The organism is Micromonospora halotolerans (assembly GCF_032108445.1).
GTDB classification, from domain to species: domain Bacteria; phylum Actinomycetota; class Actinomycetes; order Mycobacteriales; family Micromonosporaceae; genus Micromonospora; species Micromonospora halotolerans.
Map to the genome: position 1 here is coordinate 886,718 of NZ_CP134876.1, position 17,849 is coordinate 904,566.

At 75.2% G+C, this 17,849-nt stretch carries 20 protein-coding genes; 8 read left to right on the forward strand and 12 right to left on the reverse strand.

Annotated features, from left to right (window positions below):
* Positions 1–128 precede the first annotated feature (128 nt).
* The 10 genes from RMN56_RS04040 to rimP all read right to left on the reverse strand — a co-directional run bounded on the left by RMN56_RS04040 (position 129) and on the right by rimP (position 9,223).
* Positions 129–338 (reverse strand): DUF6186 family protein, encoded by a 210-nt coding sequence (locus tag RMN56_RS04040; protein WP_262287322.1) that lies wholly within the window; start codon positions 336–338, stop codon positions 129–131.
* Entirely contained in the window at positions 338–748 is a 411-nt protein-coding gene (locus RMN56_RS04045; RefSeq protein ID WP_313722498.1) for a hypothetical protein, read from the reverse strand. Before RMN56_RS04045 ends, RMN56_RS04040 begins: the two co-directional genes overlap by 1 nt.
* A gap of 84 nt (positions 749–832) precedes the next feature.
* Positions 833–1,873 carry a DHH family phosphoesterase gene (locus RMN56_RS04050; protein WP_313722499.1) on the reverse strand — a complete coding sequence of 347 codons (1,041 nt, stop codon included), beginning with the start codon at positions 1,871–1,873 and terminating at the stop codon, positions 833–835.
* Positions 1,870–2,367 (reverse strand): 30S ribosome-binding factor RbfA, encoded by a 498-nt coding sequence (gene rbfA / locus RMN56_RS04055; RefSeq protein WP_313722500.1) that lies wholly within the window; start codon positions 2,365–2,367, stop codon positions 1,870–1,872. The genes RMN56_RS04050 and rbfA overlap by 4 nt, the downstream gene beginning before the upstream one ends.
* A 193-nt stretch (positions 2,368–2,560) precedes the next feature.
* Positions 2,561–2,854: a DUF503 domain-containing protein gene (locus RMN56_RS04060; RefSeq protein WP_313722501.1), complete on the reverse strand. Its 294-nt coding sequence runs from the start codon at positions 2,852–2,854 to the stop codon at positions 2,561–2,563.
* A gap of 74 nt (positions 2,855–2,928) precedes the next feature.
* Complete coding sequence (locus RMN56_RS04065; RefSeq protein WP_313722502.1) at positions 2,929–3,996, reverse strand: TRM11 family SAM-dependent methyltransferase; 1,068 nt, start codon at positions 3,994–3,996, stop codon at positions 2,929–2,931.
* A gap of 79 nt (positions 3,997–4,075) precedes the next feature.
* Positions 4,076–7,081, reverse strand: a complete 3,006-nt coding sequence (gene infB, locus RMN56_RS04070; RefSeq protein WP_313722503.1) for a translation initiation factor IF-2 — start codon at positions 7,079–7,081, stop codon at positions 4,076–4,078.
* 93 nt (positions 7,082–7,174) lie between these two features.
* Complete coding sequence (locus tag RMN56_RS04075; protein ID WP_091268548.1) at positions 7,175–7,510, reverse strand: YlxR family protein; 336 nt, start codon at positions 7,508–7,510, stop codon at positions 7,175–7,177.
* A gap of 16 nt (positions 7,511–7,526) precedes the next feature.
* Positions 7,527–8,570, reverse strand: coding sequence for a transcription termination factor NusA (gene nusA / locus RMN56_RS04080; RefSeq protein WP_313722504.1), 1,044 nt, complete (start codon positions 8,568–8,570; stop codon positions 7,527–7,529).
* Positions 8,567–9,223, reverse strand: coding sequence for a ribosome maturation factor RimP (gene rimP, locus RMN56_RS04085; protein WP_313722505.1), 657 nt, complete (start codon positions 9,221–9,223; stop codon positions 8,567–8,569). The genes nusA and rimP overlap by 4 nt, the downstream gene beginning before the upstream one ends.
* A 264-nt stretch (positions 9,224–9,487) precedes the next feature.
* Here rimP and RMN56_RS04090 point away from each other — a divergent pair, with 264 nt between their 5' ends.
* From RMN56_RS04090 to RMN56_RS04120, 7 genes are all read left to right on the forward strand, one after another.
* Positions 9,488–9,937 carry a hypothetical protein gene (locus RMN56_RS04090; RefSeq protein WP_313724643.1) on the forward strand — a complete coding sequence of 150 codons (450 nt, stop codon included), beginning with the start codon at positions 9,488–9,490 and terminating at the stop codon, positions 9,935–9,937.
* Positions 9,934–10,374, forward strand: a complete 441-nt coding sequence (locus tag RMN56_RS04095) for a ferritin-like domain-containing protein (RefSeq protein ID WP_313722506.1) — start codon at positions 9,934–9,936, stop codon at positions 10,372–10,374. The genes RMN56_RS04090 and RMN56_RS04095 overlap by 4 nt, the downstream gene beginning before the upstream one ends.
* A 70-nt stretch (positions 10,375–10,444) precedes the next feature.
* Positions 10,445–11,026: a PadR family transcriptional regulator gene (locus tag RMN56_RS04100; protein WP_313722507.1), complete on the forward strand. Its 582-nt coding sequence runs from the start codon at positions 10,445–10,447 to the stop codon at positions 11,024–11,026.
* Between the two features lie 17 nt (positions 11,027–11,043).
* Entirely contained in the window at positions 11,044–11,766 is a 723-nt protein-coding gene (locus tag RMN56_RS04105) for an ABC transporter ATP-binding protein (protein ID WP_313722508.1), read from the forward strand.
* Positions 11,763–14,450, forward strand: coding sequence for an FtsX-like permease family protein (locus tag RMN56_RS04110; RefSeq protein WP_313722509.1), 2,688 nt, complete (start codon positions 11,763–11,765; stop codon positions 14,448–14,450). Before RMN56_RS04105 ends, RMN56_RS04110 begins: the two co-directional genes overlap by 4 nt.
* Before the next feature lie 58 nt (positions 14,451–14,508).
* Positions 14,509–14,988 carry a nitroreductase family deazaflavin-dependent oxidoreductase gene (locus RMN56_RS04115; RefSeq protein WP_313722510.1) on the forward strand — a complete coding sequence of 160 codons (480 nt, stop codon included), beginning with the start codon at positions 14,509–14,511 and terminating at the stop codon, positions 14,986–14,988.
* 109 nt (positions 14,989–15,097) lie between these two features.
* Positions 15,098–15,835 (forward strand): nucleotidyltransferase domain-containing protein, encoded by a 738-nt coding sequence (locus RMN56_RS04120; RefSeq protein ID WP_313722511.1) that lies wholly within the window; start codon positions 15,098–15,100, stop codon positions 15,833–15,835.
* Between the two features lie 16 nt (positions 15,836–15,851).
* Here RMN56_RS04120 and RMN56_RS04125 read toward each other — a convergent pair whose 3' ends face one another.
* Both RMN56_RS04125 and map read right to left on the reverse strand, forming a co-directional pair.
* Positions 15,852–16,568, reverse strand: coding sequence for a VIT1/CCC1 transporter family protein (locus RMN56_RS04125; protein WP_313722512.1), 717 nt, complete (start codon positions 16,566–16,568; stop codon positions 15,852–15,854).
* A complete protein-coding gene (map, locus tag RMN56_RS04130; RefSeq protein ID WP_313722513.1) occupies positions 16,565–17,422 on the reverse strand; it encodes a type I methionyl aminopeptidase in 858 nt (285 codons plus the stop codon). The genes RMN56_RS04125 and map overlap by 4 nt, the downstream gene beginning before the upstream one ends.
* 94 nt (positions 17,423–17,516) lie before the next feature.
* On the opposite strand from map, the gene RMN56_RS04135 reads away from it, so the two are divergent.
* A complete protein-coding gene (locus RMN56_RS04135) occupies positions 17,517–17,831 on the forward strand; it encodes an STAS domain-containing protein (RefSeq protein ID WP_313722514.1) in 315 nt (104 codons plus the stop codon).
* The last annotated feature ends 18 nt before the right edge of the window (positions 17,832–17,849 follow it).

Consider the following 17,849-nt stretch of genomic DNA (forward strand, 5'->3'; position numbering starts at 1 on the left):
GGTGTGGCACCACCGCCCCGTGACCTGCGCCGAAGCACCGGCCCTCACCCAAATTAACGTTCACTTTCCACATGTTGCCCACTGTTCCCGCAATGCGGACAGCAGAGAATGCGGACCGGCGGCGCGCGTCAGCGGGCCAGGAAGTGCCAGCCCAGCCACCACCAGAACCCGAACAGGCCGATCCGCCCGACCGGCACCGGCCCGACCTCGTAGCGCATCACGAAGGCGCAGACGTCGGCCAGGGACGGGATGCGCGAGCCCTCCCGCCGGGCGGCCCACTCGACGGCCGCGAAGAGCAGCAGCGCGGCCAGGAATCCGCCGATCGCCACGGTGCGCATCATCGGCGGACCAGGCCCCAGAACGCGGTCAGCCAGGCGAACCAGGCCGCCGAGCGGACCAGATGGTCCTCCAGCATCGGGTCGGCCAGCCGGGAGAACGTGGGGAACTCGTCCCCCACCGACAGCACGAAGGTCGTGCCCTCCAGGACGCCGAAGACGGTGACCGGCAGCAGCCACCAGAGCGCGCCGGCCGGCAGCCGCCGCGGCGCCGGCCGTCGGGGCGGAACCCGGTTGCTCAGGCCGACCCAGATCAACGCCCCACCGGTGCCCAGGGTGTAGAGGTTGGCCGCGGCGGAGAAGGACGGCAACTGCCCGCCGACCAGGGAGAGGCAGACCAGCACCGGCACGGAGACGACCGGGCGGTCCCAGGCCCGGGGCGCCTCGACGGTGAGCTCACGGGGGTGATCCATCACCCGATTGTCCCCAGCGTCACGGAACGCGGAAAGACCGGCAGGCGTGGGAGTCCGTCCCCCGGCTCCCGCCGTCGGGGTGGGTCAGGCGGCCAGCAGCGCGCCGGGCAGCTCCACCCGGATGCGCTCGACCACCTCGTCGACCGCGCCCCGCCCGGTGAATCCGGCGGCGAACCGGTGCCCGCCGCCCCCGAGCGCCATCGCGACCCGGCTCACGTCCACCGCACCCTTGCTGCGCAGGGAGACCGCCCACTCGGCGTCGCCGGACTGCTTGACCACGCAGCTCACGTCCGCCTCGGCGGTGCAGCGCACCGAGTCGATCAGGGCCTCCAGCACGTACGCCGGCTGGTCGTGCCGGGCCAGGTCCTCGCGGGTGGCGTAGGTCCAGACCAGCCCGCGCCCGGCGGCGGCCGCCGGCTCCAGCCGGGCCCGGCCCATCACCTCGCCGAAGAGGCGGACGGCCCCGAACGGCCGGGTGTCGAAGACCTGCCGGGAGATCTCCCCCGGCCGGATCCCGGTGGCCAGCAGCCGGGCCGCCATCTCGTGCACGGCCGGCGTGGTGGCCTCGAAGCGGAACGAGCCGGTGTCGGTGCTCAGCGCCACGTAGAGGCCGGCCGCGATCTCCGCGTCCAGCGCCACCTCGAGCCGGTCCAGCAGCCCCAACGCCACCACCGAGGTGGCCGCCGCGTGCGGGTCCACCAGCTGGATGGTGCCGAACCCGGTGTTCGAGGCGTGGTGGTCCAGCACCAGCGCCGCGCCCGCCTTGTCCAGCCGGCCGACCAGGTCGCCCAGGCGCGACTCGCTTGCCGCGTCGAAGCAGATCACCAGGTCCGGATCCGGGTACGCGTCGTCCTGCGCGACCAGCAGCTCGGACCCGGGCAGCCAGCGGAACGGCTCCGGCACCTCCGGCGGCCCGGGGAAGGTCGCCTGGAGCTGCCGCACGCCGAGCCGGCGCAGGCCCAGCCCGAACCCGAGCATGCTGCCCAGCGCGTCGCCGTCCGGGTTGACGTGGCAGATGAGCAGCACCCGCGCGGTGGCGGGGAGCCCGCGTACCGCCGCGACGGCGGCCGCCCAGTCGGTGTCGGTCGGGCCGGCCGGCGGGCCGCCCTCGGCGGGACCGGTCACCGGCGGTCGCCGCCGCGCGGCTCCTCGTCCCCGGTCTCCTCGACCTCGGCGTCCCCGGTGTCGGCGTCCTCGTCCTCGTCCTCGACCCGGTACGGCTGGGCCTCGCCCGCATACTCGGCCTTGGCGGCCAGGCGCTGCACCTCGGCGTCGGCGTTGCGGGCCGCCGCGAGCAGGTCGTCGATGTGCTTGACCTGGTCCTGCACGTCGTCGAGGACGAAGGTCAGGGTCGGCGAGTGGCGCAGCCCGAGCGCCTTGCCCACGGTGCTGCGCAGCAGGCCCTTGGCGCTCTCCAGCGCGGCGGCGGTGCTGGCCTGGGCCGCCGCGTCGCCGAGCACCGTGTAGAAGACCGTGGCGTCGCGCAGATCGGCGGTGATCCGGGCGTCGGTGATGGTGATCATGCCGAGCCGGGGGTCCTTGATCTGGCTCCGCACCACCGAAGCGACCAGTTCACGGACGCGCTCCGCGTGCCGGCGAACCTTGGCCGGATCCGTCATGTCCCCCACCTCCAGGGCTTCCTGCTTCCTACGACGGCTCCCGCTCGGCGCGCCTGACGGCGCTGCCGCGACCTGGAGCCGTCGGCCGGGGACGACGGCGCGGCGCCGCCGGTCCGACCGCTCAACATCCCGAACATTACCCGCGCGATCGCCGCCCCCGCGCGGGGCCGTCGCCGGCCGGCGACCGGCAGGGTCAGTCCTCCTCGCCGTGCAGGCGGCGGTGGACCGACAGCAGCTCGACCTCCGGCCGGGCGGCCACCAGCCGCTCGCAGGAGTCGAGCACCTCACGGACGTGCGGCGGCTCGGCGGCCACCACGGCCACCCCGATCTGGGTACGGCCGTGCAGGTCGAGCGCCCCCACCTCGGCGGCGGACACCTCGAGCCGGCGCAGCGCCGCGACGATCGGCCGGACGTACGACCGCTTGGCCTTCAGGGACCGGGAGTCCCCCGGCAGCAACAGGTCGAATTGCGCGGTTCCGGTATACACGGCGAGCAACGGTACGGCAGAGCACTCCTCCGGTCACCCGCTCTCCGGCGACGGCTCCCGGTCACCGCGCGCCGTCAGACGAGCCGCGCGGGAGTGGTCGCCGCGGCCACCGCCACCAGCACGTCCCGCTCGATCGCCTGGTCGACCCGGTGCGCGAGGTCCCGCCAGCCGGGCCCGTCCACCACCCGCAGGCCGGCGTCGGCCAGCACGGACTCGGCCGCGGCCCGCGGGGCCACGAGCGTGTTCCAGGACAGCCCCAGGGCCCCGCCCGGGCGCAGCAGCTCCCGCCAGACCGGCACGGCGGCCGTGAGCAGGTCCAGCGGGCTGCGGGACAGGCCGGTCCCGGTGCGGCTGCCGTGCGCCACCCCGTACGGGGCGTCGGTGACGATCACGTCGGCGCAGTGGGGGCGGAGCACCTCGCGGGCCCGGGTGGTGTCGGCGTGCAGCACGGTGACCCGCTGGGTCGCCCCGGCCCGGTGCGCGTCCCGGGACGGCGCGACGACCGCCTCGAAGCGCCGGCCCACGAGCCGGCGGTCCCGCCGCACCGGCACCGTCTCGGTCGTGTGCTTGAGGCGCTTGCGGCGCAGCCAGGTACGCAGGAACGCCGCGTAGGCGTCCACGTCCTTGCCGTCGTGTTCCACGCCGATGCCGTCGTAGCCGTACATGAGCGCCTGGTTGAGCGTGGTGCCCCGCCCGCAGAGCGGGTCGAGCACCACGACCGGCCCGTCCAGCATCCGGGGCGCCGACGCCGACGCGAGCAGGGTGACGTTGAGCAGCAGCCGGGTGAACTGCTCGTTGGTCTTGCCGACGTACTTGGGGATGGTGACCAGGTCGGAGTCGTACCGGGCCAGGGGGTGCAGCGGCACCGGCCGTAGGAGGTCGTCGCCCACCCGCTCGAACAGCGCGTACGCCGCCGACAGGTTCGCCAGGTGGGCCAGGTCGCGGGTGCCGAGGCCGGGCGCCGGGGCCGAGAAGGTCAGGTACTCCACCCCGCCGATCCGCTCCACGGCGGCGTCGGCCGGCGCCGCGTCGAGCACCCCCGACCCGGCGAACACGGCCAGCTCCGCGCGGGCCAGCCGGCCGGCGGCGTCGGCGTAGACGCGGTTGGCGGAGGGGGCGAGGAGCAGCGCGTACCTGGGCACGCCCGAGATTGTCGCAGCCTGCGGAAACGGCGACGGCCGGGACCCGCAGGGCCCCGGCCGTCGCCGTCGTTCACACCGCTCAGGCGCGCGGCTTCTCCCGCATCTCGAAGGTCTCGATGATGTCGCCGACCTGGACGTTGTTGAAACCGCCCAGCGTCAGACCACACTCGAAGCCTTCGCGGACCTCGGTCGCGTCGTCCTTGAACCGCTTGAGGGAGCTGATCGTGAGGTTGTCCGCCACGACCGCCCCGTCCCGCAGCAGCCGCGCCTTGGCGTTGCGGCGGATGAGGCCGGACCGGACGATACAGCCGGAGATGTTGCCGATCTTGGACGAGCGGAAGACGTCGCGGATCTCCGCGGTGCCCAGCTCGACCTCCTCGTACTCCGGCTTGAGCAGACCCTTGAGCGCGGCGTCGATCTCCTCGATGGCCTGGTAGATGACCGTGTAGTACCGGATCTCCACGCCCTCGCGGTCGGCGATCTCGCGGACCTTGTTGGCGGCCCGCACGTTGAAGCCGATGATCGTGACCGCCTCGGACGAGGCGCTCGCGAGCATGACGTCGCTCTCGGTGATCGCACCCACGCCCCGGTGGATGATCCGAAGCTGGACCTCCTCCGGGATGTCGAGGTTGAACAGCGCGTCCTCGAGGGCCTCCACGGAACCGGAGACGTCGCCCTTGAGCACCAGGTTGAGCGAGGTCTTCTCGCCCTCCTTGAGCTGCTCCATGAGCGTCTCGAGAGTCGCCCGGCCGCGGGAGTTGGCGAAGGACGCCGCCCGCCGCCGTGCCTGCCGCTGCTCGGCGATCTGCCGCACGGTCCGGTCGTCCTCGGCGGCCAGGAAGGTGTCACCCGCACCCGGCACCGTGGTCAGACCCAGCACCATGACCGGACGCGCCGGCCCGGCCTCGTCGACCGGCTTGCCGTTCTCGTCCAGCATGGCCCGGACCCGGCCGTGCGCCCCACCGGCGACGATCGAGTCGCCGGCCCGGAGGGTGCCCTTCTGCACCAGCACGGTCGCCACCGCGCCACGGCCCTTGTCCAGGTGCGCCTCGATGGCGACACCCTGCGCCGGCCCGTCGATCGGAGCGGTCAGCTCCAGCGACGCGTCGGCGGTCAGCAGCACGGCCTCGAGAAGCTCCTCGATGCCGATGCCGGGCTTGGCCGCCACGTTGACGAACATGGTCTCGCCGCCGTACTCCTCGGCGACCAGGCCGTACTCGGTCAGCTGCTGGCGGACCTTGTCCGGGTTCGCCTCGGGCTTGTCGACCTTGTTGACCGCGACCACGATCGGCACGTCCGCAGCCTTGGCGTGGTTGAGCGCCTCGATGGTCTGCGGCATGACGCCGTCGTCGGCCGCCACCACCAGGATCACGATGTCCGTCACCTGGGCACCACGGGCACGCATGGCGGTGAACGCCTCGTGACCCGGGGTGTCGATGAAGGTCACCGCGCGGTCCTCGCCCTCGTGCGGGACGTGGACCTGGTAGGCGCCGATGTGCTGGGTGATGCCACCCGCCTCGCCGGCCACGACGTTCGCCTTGCGGATCGCGTCGAGCAGCTTGGTCTTACCGTGGTCGACGTGACCCATGACGGTCACGACCGGCGCACGGCTGACCAGCCGCTCGGCCGCCACCTCGGCGTCGAGGTCGATGTTGAACTGCGCGAGCAGTTCACGGTCCTCGTCCTCGGGGCTGACGATCTGCACGTCGAAGCCGAGGTGCTCACCCAGCAGCAGCAGGGTGTCGTCGGAGCAGGACTGGGTCGCGGTCACCATCTCGCCCAGGTTGAACATCTCCTGGACCAGCGAACCCGGGTTGGCGTTGATCTTGTCGGCGAAGTCCGACAGCGAGGCGCCACGGGACAACCGGACGACCTGACCCTGACCCCGGGGAGCACCCGAGGACATGGTCGGGGCCGACAGGTTGTCGAACTCCTGTCTGCGCTGCTTCTTCGACTTGCGGCCACGGGTCGGCCGGCCACCGGGACGCCCGAAGGCACCCGCGGCGCCACCGCCACGGCCACGACCGCCACCACCCGGACGGCCACCGCCGCCGGCCGGGGCACCCGGGCGGAAACCGCCACCGGGAGCGCCACCGCCGCCACCGGGACCGCCGCGGTAACCACCGCCGCCGCCACCGCCACCGGGACCGCCGCGGTAACCACCGCCGCCGCCACCGCCACCGGGACCGCCGCGGAAGCCGCCGCCGCCACCACCGGGACGACCCGCGCCGCCACCGGGACCGCCACGACCGCCACCGGGACCGCCGGGGCGACCCGTGGTCGGCCGCTGGCTCGGCATGGAAGCCGGGCTGGGCCGGGGCGGCATGGAGGCCGGGCTGGGCCGCGGCGGCATGCCCGCCGGGCTCGGCCGCGGACCGCCGGCACCGGCGGCCGGGGGCCGCTGCTGCTGGCCACCCTGGATGCCGAACGGGTTGTTGCCGGCGCCGCGCGCCGGCGGACGACCGCCCGGCCGGGCACCCGGGCCCGGGGTCGGACCACCGGGACGGCCGGCGGCCGGGGCACCCGGACGCGGCGGCGCCGCGTTCGGGCCCGGACGCGGCCCCGGACGGGGACCACCCTCGGTCGGGGGCTCGCGGCGGACGTTCTCCCGCTGCTGCTGGCGGGCGGCCTGCGCGGCCTTGACCGCGGCCTCCTGCTCAGCCTTGAGGGCAGCGGCGCGCGCCTCGGCGGCCGCCACCTCGATGTCGTGCGCGCTCGCCGGCTTGGCGACCGGGGTCGCCGGCTGCGGCGGGCCGGGGACCGGGCCCTTGGGCTTCGGTCCAGGGGTCGGCGCGGCCGGCCGCCGCGGCGGCATCGGCTTGGCCGAGACCCGGGGGGCGCCCGGGGTCGGGGTCGGCGTCGGGGTCGCCGCCGGGCTCGGGGCGGCCGCCGAGGGGGCGGCCGGCGCCGAGGAACCACCGGCGGAAGCGACGAATGCGCCACGCAGCCGTCGGGCGACGGGCGCCTCGACGGTGCTGGACGCGGACTTGACGAACTCGCCCATCTCCTTGAGCTTGGCGAGAACGGTCTTACTCTCGACCCCGAGCTCCTTGGCGAGCTCGTGTACGCGGGCCTTTCCTGCCACTGCACTCCTCACTCCGAGGTCGTGCGGGCAGCACCCGCAGCGACCTCACTCGTGCACTTGAAGCCTGGTCATTTCAGGGACTTCATCGTGTGCTCATGTCGGTCGTCCTACCTTGCTAGCGACCCTCGACCGGTCGGGCTGACCGGTCGTCGGGGTTTGCGCGTCAACGTGCTCCGCGAGCGCACCGTGGTCGGGGACCCCGGTGATGCGCAGTGCCCGCCCGAAGGCGCGGCGCCGCACCGCCTGCGCGAAGCAGGCCGGATCCGGGTGCATGTTCGCTCCCCGACCCGGCAGTCTGCGAGCCGGATCAGGCCGGAGGCTGTAATGACCAGCCTCGTCACCGATCGCGACGATTCGCAGCAACTCGCTGGCCGGCGCTCGCTTACGGCAGCCCACACAGGTGCGCTCCGGCAGCGCGCGTCGTGCCACTGGAGGAAGTCTACCCCTAGCTGCTCGAGATCGCGCCGCCCGCCTCGGGAACGTGATCAGCTCCGCCCCGTCCGGGCGTGCCGCTCTGCTCCGCGTCGGAGCGGATGTCGATCCGCCAACCGGTCAACCGGGCCGCGAGCCGGGCGTTCTGCCCTTCCCGCCCGATCGCCAGCGAGAGCTGGAAGTCCGGCACGGTCACCCGGGCCGTCCGGCTGGCCAGGTCGACCACCTCCACCCGCAGCGCCTTGGCCGGGGAGAGCGCGTTGCCGACGAAGGTGGCCGGGTCGTCCGACCAGTCGATGATGTCGATCTTCTCGCCGTGCAGCTCGCTCATCACGGCCCGGACCCGCTGGCCCATCGGGCCGATGCAGGCGCCCTTGGCGTTGACCCCCTGAGCGGTCGAGCGCACCGCGATCTTCGTGCGGTGACCTGCCTCACGCGCGATGGCACCGATCTCCACGGTGCCGTCGGCGATCTCCGGCACCTCCAGGGCGAAGAGCTTCTTCACCAGGGCCGGGTGCGACCGGGACAGGGTGATCTGCGGACCGCGCATGCCCTTGGCGACGTGCACCACGACGCAGCGGATCCGCTCGCCGTGCGCGTACCGCTCACCGGGGACCTGCTCGGACTGGGGCAGGACGCCCTCCAGCTTGCCCAGGTCGACGCTGACGATGCCCTTCTCGGACCGCGCCTCGTGCGCCTGCACCACGCCGGTGACCAGGTCCCCGTCGCGGCCGACGTACTCGCCGAAGTGCACCTCGTCGGTGGCCTCCCGCAGCCGCTGGAGGATCACCTGCTTGGCGGTCATGGCCGCGATCCGGCCGAAGTCGTGCGGGGTGTCGTCCCACTCCCGGACCACGCTGCCGTCGGCGTCCACCTCCTGGGCGTACACCGAGGCGGCCCCGGTCTTGCGGTCGATCTCCACCCGGGCGTGCGGCTCGGCGCCGTCGGTGTGCCGGTAGGCGGTCAGCAGCGCGGTCTCGATCGCCGCGAGGATCGTGTCGAACGGGATCTCCCGCTCGCGCTCCAGGGCGCGCAGCGCCGCGAGGTCGATGTTCACCTCTCCTCGTCCTCCAGATCTTCGTCGTCGTCGATGTCGGTGTCGTCACCGAAGTCCTCGTCGGCCACCTCGTCCAGGCGAGTGAACTCCACCTGGACCCGGCCGGGGCCGAGCTCGGCGTACGGGTGCTCCGCACGGCCGGCGTCGGTCTCCAGCGCCACGCGCTCGTCGTCGGCGGCGGCGATCCGGCCGGTGACCTGCCGGTCCCCCTCGGCCCCGTGGACCGTCACCTTGACCAGCCGGCCGGCGTTGCGCCGCCAGTGCCGGGGCAGGGTGAGCGGGCGGTCCACGCCGGGCGAGCTGACCTCGAGCTGGTACTCGCCGGCCACGATGTCGCCGCCGGCCTCCTCGGCGGCGTCCAGCGCCGCCGAGACCGCCCGCGAGACGTCCGCGACGGCGTCCAGGTTGATCCCGCCGTCGGCGTCCACGATCACCCGGACCACGTGGCGGCGGCCGGCGCGGGACACGGAGAGGTCCTCCAGGTCGTAGCCGGCGGCGGTGACCACCGGCTCGATCACCTCGCGCAGCCGGGCCCGGCGGGCGTTCAGGTCGCCGCGGGGTGCGCCGCTCCGGTCCGCGCCACGGGGGCCGTCGGACCGGCGGGGGCGCCCCGAGGGTCCGGTCGGCCGGGTGGCACGGCCACGCTGCGTCATTGGGCGCACCTCTCTGCTGTTGCCGCGGGCCCGGGGGTCCGTCGTGTCACTGCTCGGGCGGACCGGTCGGGCCGCCATGCCGGCACGCCACCGGGGCGTTCGCGCCCGGTGGCTGCGCAGAGCGTAACGCGCGGGCCGGGCGGCGGCCCGGGCGGCGCACCGACGCCACTGGCCCACAGGGCGGCGGAGATGGTGTTGACTTGTCCGGTGGCGACCGGCAGAACGACATCGGATCAGGACGCACCGGGGCATTCCCGGCGGGCGCTGCTGCGCGCCGGGGCGCTGGTGGCGCTCGGCGGCGCGGCCGTGCCGCTGACCGGCTGTGATCTTTTCGACCGCGGCGACGAGTCCCGGCCCCCCGACCCGCTGGAGCCGCTCGCGGCCGAGGCCACCGCGCTGGAGGCCCGCTACCGGGCCGCCGCCACGGCCGTCCCGGCGCTGGCCGAGCGGTTCACCGCGATCGCCGACGCGCACCGGGCGCACGCCGAGGAGTTGCGCAAGGTCATCGGCCGGCCGGCACCGTCCGGCAGCCCCGCCGTCACCCCGTCCGAGGCCGCCGCCGACCCGGACACGGTCCGGACCGAGCTCCGGCAGGCCGAGCAGGAGGGGCGGGACAACGCCGCGAAGGCGTGCGCCGCCGCGCCCGCCGAGCGGGCCGCGCTGCTCGGGTCGATAGCGGCGGCCCGGGCGACCCACCTGGAGGCGTTGAAGTGAGCCCGACCAGCGGCCCGGCCCAGGCCCTCGGCGACGCGCTCGCCGCCGAGTACGCGGCGATCTGGGCGTACGGGGTGATCGGCGTGCACCTGACCGAGGCGGCCCGCTCCGCCGCCCGCGCCGCCGAGGCGGCACACCGGTCCCGCCGCGACGCGCTCGTCCTCCAGCTCAGCTCGGGCGGCGGTCAGATCCCCGCCGACCGGGCCGGCTACGCGCTGCCGTACCCGGTGACCGACCGGGCGAGCGCGCTCAAGCTGGCCGTCGAGGTCGAGGAGCGGACCGCCGGCCACTGGCGGGCGGCGCTGGCGCACACCACCGGGGCGGACCGGAACCGGGCGCTCGCCGCGCTCACCGACTGCGCGCTGCGGGCCACCCGCTGGCGGCGTACCGCCGGGGTGACCCCGGTCACCGTGCCGTTCCCCGGCCGGCAGGCCTGAGCGGAGGCGCCGGTCACCCGGCGGAACCCTGCGGTTGCGGACCGCATACCAGGTATGCATACTCCACGCCATGTCCATCCGCCACGGCCTGCTCGCCCTGCTGGAGCGCGGCCAGATGTACGGCTACCAGCTCCGCTCCGCGTTCGAGGAGTCGACCGGGTCGACCTGGCCGCTGAACATCGGGCAGGTGTACACCACCCTGGCCCGGCTGGAGCGCGACGGCCTGGTCCGCTCCCTGCCGGAGAGCGACGGCGGGCAGCGGCCGTACGAGATCACCGACGCCGGGCGGGCGGACCTGGCGCTCTGGTTCGCCACCCCGATCAGCCGGGCGGACCGCCCCCGGGACGAGCTGTCGATCAAGCTGGCCCTGGCCCTCACCACCCCCGGCGTGGATGTCCGCTCGGTGGTGCAGACCCAGCGCAGCGCCACCATGCGGGCCCTGCAGGAGTTCACCCGGTTGAAGTACGCCAGTGACAAGCCGGAGGATCTGCCCTGGCGCCTGGTGCTGGACGCGATGATCTTCCAGGCGGAGGCCGAGGTGCGCTGGCTCGACCACTGCGAGACCAGCCTGGTCCGCCACCGTCCGGCGCCGAGCCGCCCGGCCAGCCAGCCGGAGGCGGTGGACCGGGCCGACGAGACGGCCCGCCGGTGACGGCAGGAGGTGGGCTCATGAGGGGCGTGCTGGAGCTGCGGGGCGTGCACCGGACCCACGGCGCCGGCGAGGCGGCCGTGCACGCGTTGCGCGGGGTGAGCCTCACCGTGTCGGCCGGCGAGCTGGTGGCGGTGATGGGGCCCTCCGGCTCCGGCAAGTCCACCCTGCTCGCGCTCGCCGGCGGGCTGGACCGGCCGACCGGCGGGGACGTGGTGGTCGAGGGCGAGTCCCTCGGCGGCCTGTCGGCCCGCGACCTGGCCCGGCTGCGCCGCCGCCGGATCGGCTACGTCTTCCAGGACCTGAACCTGCTCGGCAGCCTCACCGCCGTGGAGAACGTGGCGCTCCCCCTCGAACTGGACGGCGTCGGCGTCCGGGCGGCGCGCCGGTCGGCCCTGGCCGCGCTCGCCGAGGTGGACGTGGCCGGGCTGGCGGACCGGTTCCCCGACCAGATGTCCGGCGGCCAGCAGCAGCGGGTGGCGATCGCCCGGGCCCTGGTCGGCGAGCGCCGCCTGGTCCTCGCCGACGAGCCCACCGGCGCGCTCGACTCGCAGGCCGGCGAGGCCGTGCTGCAGCTGCTGCGCCGCCGGGTGGACGCCGGCGCGGCCGGGGTGCTGGTCACCCACGAGGCGCGGCACGCCGGCTGGGCCGACCGCGTGGTGTTCCTCCGCGACGGGGTGCTGGTGGACTCGACGGCACCGCTCGTCGGCGTGGAGCACCTGCTCAGCGGCAGCGGTCGGTGAACCGGGGCCGGGTCGCCGCCGCGCTCGGGTCGTGGCGGACCGCGCTGCGGATCGCCCGGCGGGAGGCCCGCCGGGCGCGCCGGCGTACCGCGCTGGTGCTCGTGATGATCGCGCTGCCGGTGCTCGGGCTGACCTTCGCCGCGGTGAGCTACGACATGGCCGAGCTGACCCGGGCCGAACGGATGGACCGGCAACTCGGCGCGGCCGACGCGATGCTGCGCTGGATCGACCTGAACGCCATCGCCCAGGACGCCTGGGGCGAGGGCTCCTGGCCGGTCGGGGGTGATTCGGTGCCGCCGACCCGCCCGGTGACCACCGACGAGGTGCGCGCGCTGCTGCCCGCCGGCAGCCGGCTCACCCGGGTGCGCCTGTGGGTGCCGTTCGAGGTGCGGATCGACGGGAAGACCACGTCGTTCGACGCCCGCGCCGTCGACCTGACCGACCCGCTCGCCCGGCCGCTGGCCACCCTCCGCGAGGGCCGGCGGCCCAGCCGGCCGGACGAGATCGCGGTGAGCCCGGCCGCCCTGCGCCGGCTGGGCGCCCGGCTCGACGAGCCGGTGCGGACCGTCGACGGCACGACCTACCGGGTGGTCGGGGTGGTGGAGTTCCCGGACAACCTGCGGGAGGTGGTCGCGCTGCGGCCGGAGATCCCGCCCGGTCCTCCCGGCACGATCGACGAGAACTGGTTGGTGGATCTGCCCGGGCCTCTGGACGCGGCGCTGGCCGACCGGTTGAACGCCCACGGGATCCTGGTGTCCGCCCGGACCCCGCTGCCGGGCCGGGAGGAGATGGCCACCGGACCGGACCTGCCCGACGCCGAGGAGACCGGCAACACGGTCCTGGTCGGCGGGCTCGGCCTGCTGGAGGTGGTGCTGCTGGTCGGCCCGGCCTTCGCGGTCGGCGTCCGCCGCCGGCGGCGGGACCTCGCCCTCGTCGCGGTGGCCGGTGGGGACGCCGCGCACCTGCGCCGGATCGTGCTCGCCGACGGGGTGGTGCTCGGGGCGGCCGGGGCGGGCGTCGGGCTGCTGCTCGGCATCGGCGCCGCGTTCGTGGGCCGCCCGCTGGTCGAGCAGTACCTGATGCAGGCGCGCCTCGGGGCGTACCGGGTCTTCCCGACGGCGCTGGTGGCGATCGTCGCGGTGGCGGTGCTGGCGGGCGTGCTGGCCGCGCTCGCCCCGGCGTGGACGGCGGCCCGGCAGGACGTGATGGCCGGGCTGGCCGGCCGGCGGGAGCCGCCGCCGCCGGGGCGCCGCTGGCTGGTGCTCGGGCTGCTGCTCACCGTGGCCGGGGCCGCCCTGGCCGCGTACGGCGCCACCCGGACCGCGCCGACCGGGGTGCTGGCCGGGGTGGTCCTGGGCGAGCTGGGGCTGGTCTTCTGCACGCCGACGCTGATCGGGTTGCTGGCCCGGACCGGCCGGCTGCTGCCGCTGACACCCCGGCTGGCGCTGCGGGACGCGAGCCGCAACCGCTCGTCGGCCGCGCCGGCCATCTCCGCCGTGATGGCGGCGGTGGCCGGCAGCGTGGCACTCGGCGCCTACGTGGCCAGCGACGACGCCCGGCAGCGGGCGGCCTGGCAGCCCGGCCTGCCCCCGGGGCACGTGCTGCTCCAGCGCACCGACGGGCCGGCCACCGGCGCGCTGCCCGCGGCAGCGGAGGTGACCGAGCGGGTCCGGGCCGTGCTGCCGGGCGCCACCGTGGTCCCGCTCGCCGCCCCCGAGTGCGCCCGACCGGCGGACCCGGAGGACTACTGCGTCGCCACGGCAGTGCGCCCGCCCGAGCAGCGCTGCCCGTACGACCCGATGGATGCCGGTCCCGCGGCGGCGCGGACCGACCCGCGCTGCGTCCGGCCGTTCCGCGAGCCGAGTGACCTCTACCTGCCGGCCATCGTGGACGACGGGACGGTGCTTCCCGCGCTCACCGGCGCCCCGGCCGAGGAGGTGGCGGCGGCCCGCCGGACGCTGGGGGCGGGCGGGGTGGTGGTCACCGACCCGGGGCAGGTGGTGGACGGCCGGGTGCGGGTGGAGGTCAGCCACGGCTCCGGCGAGCTGACGGCCGGGGGCACGCTGCCCGGGTACGCGCTGCGCCGCGGCCTCCCGGTGGACCGGCTGGTGATCTCCCCGGCGGCGGCCGCCACGCTCGGCCTCGTGCCGGCGCCGCTCGGCTACCTGGTCGACACCGCCGACGCGCCGACCGACCGCCAGCGCGACGCCCTGGCCGCCGAGCTGAGCGGGATCGCCCCGCTGGCGGTCCAGGTGGCGGCGGCCGGACCGCCGTCCGACCAGCGCCCCCTGCTGCTCCTGCTGGCCGGCGCCGCCGGCATGATCACGCTGGGCGCGGCCGCGGTGGCCACCGGCCTCGCCGCCGCCGAGGGCCGCCGGGACCTGTCCACGCTCGCCGCGGTCGGCGCCGATCCCCGGGTACGCCGGCTGCTGTCGCTCTGCCAGGCCGGGGTGATCGCGGTGCTCGGGTCGGTCCTCGGCATCCTCGCCGGCCTCGGCTCGGCGGCCATCATCCTCATCTCACTCAACCGCCGGTACGCCCAGTCCTGGCCGGTGGAGCCGCCGTACCCGCTCGTGGTTCCCGGGTCGACGCTGACCGTGCTGGTGGTGGTGCCGCTGGTGGCCATGGTGGGCGCGGCCCTGCTCACCCGGTCGCGGCTGCCCGTCGAGCGCCGGCTGGACTGACCGCCCTCGATCCGGTCGGGGGGTGTCGCGGGCCGGATGCGGGCGGCACACTGGGCGGGTGTCCGCCGTGCAGTCCCTCACCCGTCGTCTCGGTCACCAGCGGTGGTTCGCCGCCACCATGCGCCTGCTCGTCCCCGCCGACCGGCTGGTCGGCCGGCTCACGAAGGGGCGGGTGGTCGCCTTCGGGCTGGTGCCCTCGCTGGTCCTCACCACCACCGGCCGCCGCTCCGGCAAGCCGCGCAGCAACCCTCTGCTCTACGTCCCGGACGGCGACGCCTTCGTGGTGATCGGCTCGAACTGGGGGCAGCAGCACCAGCCCGCCTGGTCGCTGAACCTGCTCGCCCAGCCGGCCGCCGAGGTGGCCGTCAAGGGGCGTCGCGTCCCGGTGCGCGCCGAGCCGATCAGCGGCGCGGAGCGGGAGCGGCTGTTCGCCCGGCTGGTCGAGGAGTGGCCGGCCTACCGCACCTATGTGGAGCGGGCCGGCGGCCGGGAGATCCGGGTGTTCCGGCTGGTCCCGGTGGGCGAGCGGGCCGCCTGACCGTCGGGCGCGGCGTGCCGGCGGGGCCGGTGCGGCTGGCTAGGGTGGTGGTCGGTCGACGCGTGCCGGGCCGCCGCCGGGCGGGCCGCGCGCGGAACGGAGGTGGACCGTGGAAGCCGGCGGCGCCGAGCTGGACACCGACCGCTACCTGGACGATCCCCGCTGGCGGGTCGCCGAACGGGTGAGCGACGCGGCGCTGCGCCGGTTCCCGGCGGACGTCCTCGCCGTCGCCGTGCACGGCCCGCTCGCGCACGGCGACGACGACGGCGGCGGCAGCGGCGAGGTGGGGCTGCTGGTGGCCACCTACCGGCCGGGCGGCGGGCCGTCGCCGGCCACCCGCCGGGTGGACGGGGTGCTTGTCGACCTCACGGTGGCCGGGGCCGACGACTACCTGCGGCAGGCCACGGCGATCACCGCGCTCTGGCCGCTCACCGCCGACCGGTACGTGACCACCCGCGCCCTGCACGATCCGACCGGCTGGCTGCGCACCCTCCGCGACGAGCACCTGGCCCGGCTGGCCCGGGCGCGGCCGGCCGAGTTCACCGCCGCGGCCCGCCAGGCCTGGTACCGGGGCAGCGCGGCGCACGCCCGGGCGCTGCGGCTGGCGGAATGGTACGAGACGGACCCGGCGCTGCTCATGCTCGGCGAGGCCCGGCTGGCCGCGGCCACCGTGCAGGGGCTGCTGAGCCGCACCTACTTCCGCGACCCGGGCGACGCGGTGCGGCGCACCGGCCTGGCCGGCGCGGACATGACCGAGGTGGGCACGGTGCTGGCCCGCCAGGCCGAGGAGCTCGCCGCCCGGGGCCGCCCGGTCGACGGCACGGTGGACGACCTGCTCGGCGGCTAGGCCGGCCCGGTGCCGGTCAGCCGATCCCGCCCTGGATGCCGATCAGGGCGCCGACCAGGTAGGTGGCGCCGGCCGCGAGGGAGCCGAGCAGCAGCTGCCGCAGCCCGCTGGTCCACCACGTGCGGTTGGTGAACCGGGCCACGATCGCACCGGCCACGAAGAGCCCCACCCCGCCGACGGCGAGCGCCAGCGCGAGGCTCGTGAAGCCGAGCAGGTAGGTGACCAGCGGCACCAGCGCGCCCACCGAGAAGCACAGGAACGAGGAGATCGCCGCCGCCCACGGGCTGGGCTGCTCGTCGGGGTCGACGCCCAGCTCCTCCCGGACGTGCACCCGCAGCGCCTCCTCCGGGTTGCGCCGGACCGCCTCGGCGACCTGGGTGGCCAGGTCCCGCGGCAGCCCCCGGGCCACCCACGCGTCGGCCAGCTCGCGGGCCTCCGCCTCGGGGTGCCGCTCCAGCTCGCGCCGCTCCTTGGCCACCTCGGCGGCCACCTGCTCGTTGGCCGAGCGGACGCTGGTGTATTCGCCCAGCCCCATCGAGATGGCGCCGGCCACCAGCCCGGCCGCGCCGGTGAGGACGACGCTGCGCGGCGACACCCCGCCGCCGCCGACGCCGGCGATCAGCGCGATGTTGGTGACCAGCCCGTCCATCGCCCCGAACACGGCCGGGCGGAGCCAGCCGCCGGACACGTCCGCGTGGTGCGCCTCGCGCAGCGCCGCCGGGGTGTCGGTCACGGCAGCGTGAGGATCTCGTGGCCGTCGTCGGTCACGACGATGGTGTGCTCGAACTGGGCCGTCCACCGGCGGTCCTTGGTGACCACGGTCCAGCCGTCGTCCCACATGTCGTACTGGTAGGTGCCGAGGGTGATCATCGGCTCGATCGTGAAGGTCATCCCGGGCTCCATCACGTCGGTGGGGCGCGGGCTGTCGTAGTGCGGCACGTAGAGGCCGCTGTGGAAGGACTCGCCGATGCCGTGGCCGGTGAAGTCGCGCACCACGCCGTAGCCGAACCGCTTGGCGTACGACTCGATGACCCGGCCGATCACGTTGATCTGCCGGCCCGGCGCGACCGCCTTGATGCCGCGCATCATCGCCTCGTGGGTCCGCTCGACCAGCAGGCGGGCCTCCTCGCTCACCTCGCCCACGCAGAAGGTGGCGTCGGTGTCGCCGTGCACCCCGCCGATGTACGCCGTCACGTCGACGTTGATGATGTCGCCGTCCTCGAGCACGGTGGAGTCCGGGATGCCGTGGCAGATGACCTCGTTGAGGCTGGTGCAGCAGGACTTCGGGAAGCCCTTGTAGCCGAGCGTCGACGGGTAGGCGCCGTGGTCGCAGAGGAACTCGTGGACCACCTTGTCGATCTCGTCGGTGGTCACCCCCGGCTTGCAGTGCTCCCCGGCCAGTTGGGTGGCCTGGGCGGCGAGCCGGCAGGCCAGGCGCATCTTCTCGATGGTCTCCGGCGTCTGCACGTGCGAGCCGCGCCACTCCTGGGGACGCTTCTTGCCGACGTACTCGGGACGCGGGATGTCAGCGGGAACCGCTCGCCACGGGGAGAGCGTGCCGGGGGTCAGCGGCGCACGGACGGTCATGGCGCAAGCCTATCGCCGCGCACCCGGTGACCTCCGCCACGGCCCGCTGGCCCGGGTTGTTGCCGCACCGCAAGGGCTGTGCCATTGTTGCTCCGTGGATCAAGGGGGCGCGCCGCCTGTCTTCTCCGCGACTGCGGAGATCGACGGTGATCAACTGCGCGTCCAGGTCGCCGGCGAGGTCGACATGGCGACCGCCGACACCATGTACCAGACGGTCCTGCGGGAGTCCGCCCGCCACGTCACGCTCGACCTGCGGGCGGTGACCTTCTTCGACTCGGCGGCGATCCACGCCGTGGTCCGGCTCGCCCAGCAGCTCCCCGGCGCGCTCACCGTGCTGCCGTCCCGGCAGGTGCGGCGGGTGCTGGAGATCTCGGGCCTGGGCGAGCAGGACTGGCTCACGCAGGCCTGAGCCGCCCCCGCCGCGCCC

Excerpts from the sequence above, each read along its gene's own strand:
- rimP (WP_313722505.1), bottom strand. The coding sequence starts at position 9,223 with ATGACGCAGCGTGGCCGTGCCACCCGGCCGACCGGACCCTCGGGGCGC.
- RMN56_RS04100 (WP_313722507.1), top strand. The coding sequence starts at position 10,445 with ATGTCCATCCGCCACGGCCTGCTCGCCCTGCTGGAGCGCGGCCAGATG.
- map (WP_313722513.1), bottom strand. The coding sequence starts at position 17,422 with ATGACCGTCCGTGCGCCGCTGACCCCCGGCACGCTCTCCCCGTGGCGA.
- RMN56_RS04040 (WP_262287322.1), bottom strand. The coding sequence starts at position 338 with ATGCGCACCGTGGCGATCGGCGGATTCCTGGCCGCGCTGCTGCTCTTC.
- rbfA (WP_313722500.1), bottom strand. The coding sequence starts at position 2,367 with ATGACGGATCCGGCCAAGGTTCGCCGGCACGCGGAGCGCGTCCGTGAA.
- RMN56_RS04105 (WP_313722508.1), top strand. The coding sequence starts at position 11,044 with ATGAGGGGCGTGCTGGAGCTGCGGGGCGTGCACCGGACCCACGGCGCC.
- RMN56_RS04045 (WP_313722498.1), bottom strand. The coding sequence starts at position 748 with ATGGATCACCCCCGTGAGCTCACCGTCGAGGCGCCCCGGGCCTGGGAC.